The 4607-nt window shown below is 66.4% G+C and carries 4 protein-coding genes; 3 read left to right on the top strand and 1 reads right to left on the bottom strand.

The window, feature by feature from the left end:
- Positions 1–91 precede the first annotated feature (91 nt).
- On the bottom strand, positions 92–892 hold the full coding sequence (locus ACFVT1_RS40860; RefSeq protein ID WP_389805848.1) for a hypothetical protein: 801 nt from the start codon (positions 890–892) through the stop codon (positions 92–94).
- A gap of 1043 nt (positions 893–1935) precedes the next feature.
- Here ACFVT1_RS40860 and ACFVT1_RS40855 point away from each other — a divergent pair.
- The 3 genes from ACFVT1_RS40855 (at position 1936) to arr (ending at position 4513) form a co-directional block, all read left to right on the top strand.
- Entirely contained in the window at positions 1936–2661 is a 726-nt protein-coding gene (locus tag ACFVT1_RS40855; protein WP_389805846.1) for a dienelactone hydrolase family protein, read from the top strand.
- Positions 2662–2780: 119 nt separating this feature from the next.
- Positions 2781–3947, top strand: a complete 1167-nt coding sequence (locus tag ACFVT1_RS40850) for an IS630 family transposase (RefSeq protein WP_389805843.1) — start codon at positions 2781–2783, stop codon at positions 3945–3947.
- 155 nt (positions 3948–4102) lie between these two features.
- Entirely contained in the window at positions 4103–4513 is a 411-nt protein-coding gene (gene arr / locus ACFVT1_RS40845) for an NAD(+)--rifampin ADP-ribosyltransferase (protein WP_071368260.1), read from the top strand.
- Positions 4514–4607 lie beyond the last annotated feature (94 nt).

The raw sequence follows: 4607 nt of genomic DNA, 5'->3' as shown, positions 1-4607 counted from the left end.
CCATCCCCGCAACTACCTGGCCTTCCTCGGACTCGCCGCCGCACTCTGCTGCTACAAACGACTCCTCCGACTCACCACATAGGACACGGCCTTAGGGGCGGCTGTCTGTGTCGTGTCGCCAGGTCACGCCGAGGGCGGTGCCGCTGTACAGGGGGCGTGGGGTCTGGGCGGAGCCGGGCGGCTGCTGGCCGAGAGCGTCGAGGATGCCGGTGAGCCGGGCCGGCTCGGGGGGCAGCTCGGCCGGGTCGGGAGGCAGCAATTCGCCGATGCCGGCGGACTTGGACAGGTTGTCGGCGCCGTCGTTGCTGTACCAGCCGGTGACCAGGTAGCTGAGTCTACCGTCGGGGAGGGCGGGATCCCCGTTGCGGTACACCAGGGAGTCATGGACGGAGAAGACGTTCTCGTTGTAGGGCTGGTAGGCGGCGAACGTCGGCAGGCCGGGACCGGCCGCGGTGAGGAACAGTCCCTCCTCGGCGCCTTGCGGTTTGACCCACGAGCCGACCCTCATGTCGAGTCTCCTCCCCGTTACGGCGGGCCCGGTCCGGCTGTCGTACAACGCGAGGCTCCGGGCGGTGCCACGCGCCCCCCACTGCGGACCTTCGCGCTCTGGGTAGTCGCGCTCCAGGTAGTCGCTGTGAACAATCCAGCCGGCGGCTTTGCGTGCGTTGGCCGGGCCGTGGTAGCGAACCACCAGCCAGCGGTTGGGTACCAGAGGGAAGCCGATCTGCCCGTTGTCGGGGTGGTCATACCCGTGGGTGAGGGCCTCGGGGAGCTGCCACTGCAGGTACACACCCGCATCGGACTCCTCGAAGCTCCGTGCGTTCGAGATGTTCGCCCGGTTGACGAGCAGCGCGTTGACGTTGATTGGCACAATCAGGTCGGTATCGCTCATCGTGAACTCCTTGCAGATACGGAACGCAGCTCCAGCATCAGCTGGATGTCCTGCGTGATGGTGGGCACGATCAACTCGATGGCTGGGGACGGTGAAGTGGGCTGGTCAGACATACGGGCCTTCCACTTGGCTGTGGCCTTCGCCGAGCAAATGGAGTATTTCGCCGTCCGCCCTCCCGAGATAGATCACCGTCCTGCCACTTGATCCCAGCCAGCGGCAGCTCTCTTCACCCACCTGGCTCCCCTTGGTCACACGACTGAGACACAGGGCCCGCCGACACTGGACGACCTCACTGAGCGCAGCGCTGGGGCGCTCAGTCACACGACCGCGACAAAAGCCCGCTGCTCGACGCCGACCGCGACGCCGCCCGCCTCGCCGACGCGCTGCGAGGCAGCCCGCACATCCTCAGCTGCGATGTGTCGGTTTCATGTCGGTGAGCTGGTGGCAGTGACGGTTGATCAGGTGGGCGTCTTCTTGCAGGTCTCTGGCTTATGGCGACGGCTGGCTGCTGACACGAGGTGGTGCTTTGCGTCTCGGTGGCTGACGTGGAGCGGTGCATTCACAGGTGGCTCACTGTCATGAAGGCGGTACATCGCACCCAGTCCGCGACCATCACCGGATCACGCTGGGATTTCTCGCTTTCGTGTCCGGGATGGTTCTCAGTTCGGTGTCCGGCCTTGGGCGCTGTGGGGTGGGTCGATTCGGATGTTTCTATGGGGCGTTGAGAAGTGGTGGCCGGGCGCTGGTGTTGGACAAGCAATGAGGATTGGTTGGTCACTGGGTGAGGATTACCTGGTCAGGGGAGTGAGAGCTCCCGACATCACGAGTTCAACCTCAGTAACTAAGTGGTCGGCTCTGTAAATCCTTCGGGGGTTGACTCTGGAACCTGTGTCGTGCGTGGTGCCGGGGCAGGTGTTGCCGTGGGAACGGAAGTTGTGACGGATCTTGTGAGCCACCGCCGCATTTCAGAGGGACACCCGTGCTGTTCTGCCAGCGGCGAACCCCGGCCCGATCGGACTCGACGATCACTACGGTCCGGTCTCATGACGACGATTACCACGCGCACGGTCCAGTACCCGGCCGACGGTCTGACGATGATCGGGCACCTCGCGCTCCCGGCCGGTATCGACCGCCGGCCCGCGGTGCTGCTCGGACCAGAGGGCACGGGGCTCAGCGACGTCGAGCGCCGACGGGCCGATGCTCTCGCCGAGCTGGGATATGTGGCGCTGGCCTTCGACCTCCACGGCGGACGCTACTTGGAAGACCCCGAGGAGATGATGGCTCGTTGCATGCCGCTGCTCGCCGACCCCGACCGGATGCGGGGCATCGGCCACGCGGCGCTCGACGTGTTGCGCACCGAACCGCGGACCGACCCCGATCGGATAGCCGCCGTCGGCTACGGCACCGGAGGCGCCGTCGGGCTGGAACTCGGGCGCGACGGCGTCAACCTGCGCGCGATCGCGACAGTCAACGGGCTCATCACGGGCCGACCGGGCGAGGCGGCGCGCATTCGCTGCCCGGTATGGGCCGGGGTCGGGTCGGAAGACCCGATCATGCCCCCCGCGCAGCGGGAGGCGCTCACCGCCGAGATGCAGGCCGCGGGCGTCGACTGGCGCCTGGCGGTCTACGGCGGCGCCCTTCACGCCTTTCACCACCCGTCGGTCGACCACACCGTGCGCCCCGGCGTCGGCTACCACCCACGGCACGCACAGCGAGCCTGGCGCGACGTCGTCGACCTGCTCGCCGAATGTCTGCCCGTGACGGAGTGAACTGGTCAGTCCAAGCTCGGACGCCCGGTGACCGCCGCGATGCCTGGGCTCCACTGCCAACGCGGGCGGGGAAACTGCGGCTTGCCAGTGATCCACTTCGGCCGATCGGCTCTCCCGCCATGCCCCTCCGCACTGCCTGCCCGATAGCCCCGAGTGCCGCCGAACGCGCGCGGCTGAAGGCGATGGCCTACGGCCACAAGACCGAGCACCGGCTGCGGGTGCGTGCACAGGTGGTGCTGCACGCCGCGCGCGGACGCTCCAACGTGCGTATCGCCCAGGAGACGGGGCTGCACCTGGACACCGTGCGCCGCTGGCGTGGCCGGTTCGCCGAACAGGGTTTGCCGGGGCTCAAAGACCGTCAACGCTGCGGCCGCCCACCGGTGTTCACGTCGCTGCAGGTTGCCGAGGCCAAGGCACTGGCCTGCTGGCTGCCCGCCGAGAGCGGAGTGCCGCTGTCGCGCTGGTCATGCCCGGAACTGGCCTATGAAGCCATCCAGCGGGGCATCGCCGCGTTCGTGTCGGCGTCCACCGTGCGCCGCTGGCTGGCCGAGGACGCGCTCAAGCCCTGGCAGCACCGCTCCTGGATCTTCATCACCGACCCCGACTTCCGCGCCAAAGCCCAGCGTGTGCTGGACCTGTACGCCCGCACCTGGCAGGGCACCCCGCTCGACGCTGACGAGTACGTCATCAGCGCCGACGAGAAGACCTCCATCCAGTCCCGCTGCCGCTGCCACCCCACCCTCGCCCCGGGCCAGGCCCGCGCCATGCGCGTCAACCACACCTACGGACGCGGGGGCGCCCTGGCCTACCTTGCCGCCTATGACGTCCACCAGTCGAAGGTGTCCGGCCGCACCGAGCCGCGCACCGGTATCGACCCGTTCATGAACCTGGTCACCCAGGTCATGAGTCAGGAACCCTACAAGAGCGCCAAGCGAGTGTTCTGGATCGTCGACAACGGCTCCTCCCACCGCGGGCAGAAGGCCGCCGACCGACTCACGGCGGCGTTCCCGAACGCGGTGATGATCCACACCCCCGTGCACGCCTCGTGGCTGAACCAGGTGGAGATCTACTTCTCCGTCGTCCAGCGCAAGGTGGTCACGCCCAACGATTTCACCGACCTTGCCCAGGTCGAGGATCGGCTCCGAGCTTTCGAAGACCGCTACAACGCCACAGCCCAGCCGTTCCAGTGGAAGTTCACCACCTCCGACCTGGACGATCTGCTGGCCAGACTCGACCGGCACACCGCCGATCATCGAGAAGAATCCTCCGTCTCGCTGGCGGCGTGATCAACCCCCGAAGGACTTACGAACTCGACCACTAAGGGTTGTCCCGTAACTACCGACCAAGATTAAATGATCTTGCTGTGGCTGGTGTGATCACGGCGTCCGAGCCGTCCTGGATAGCTGGCCGTCACGACAGTCTGGGTTGATAACCTGTGGCGATGGACGAGGCATTGGACGAGGGGCCGTTCTTTCACGGCACAAAGGCCGAGCTGCGGGTCGGAGATCACCTCACCGCCGGTTTCCGTTCCAATTACCGGCCCGAAATCGTGATGAACCACATCTACTTCACCGCGTTGCGCGACGGCGCGGGACTCGCCGCCGAACTCGCCGCAGGCGACGGAGCCCCGCGAGTGTACGTCGTCGAACCGACCGGGGAGTTCGAGAACGATCCCAACGTCACCGACAAGAAGTTCCCCGGCAACCCCACCCGCTCGTATCGCAGCAGGGAACCGCTCCGGATCGTTGGTGAGGTCACCGACTGGACGCGACAGACACCCGAAGCTCTCCAGGTGTGGCGAGACCGGCTGGCTGCAATCCGCATGGATGACCGCGCCGAAATCATCAACTAAGACCGTGTCCTGTGTGGTGATCACTCGTTGAGCTGTTCATGGGGCGGGATGCGTGGAGTTGGATTGTTCCGGACGGGCTGTGGGAGATCGCGAA

The sequence above is a fragment of the Streptomyces sp. NPDC057963 genome, assembly GCF_042887155.1.
In the GTDB taxonomy this organism is placed as follows: Bacteria; Actinomycetota; Actinomycetes; order Streptomycetales; family Streptomycetaceae; genus Streptomyces.
Note: the sequence above shows the minus strand (reverse complement) of the source record. Positions and strands in the feature narration are given on the sequence as shown.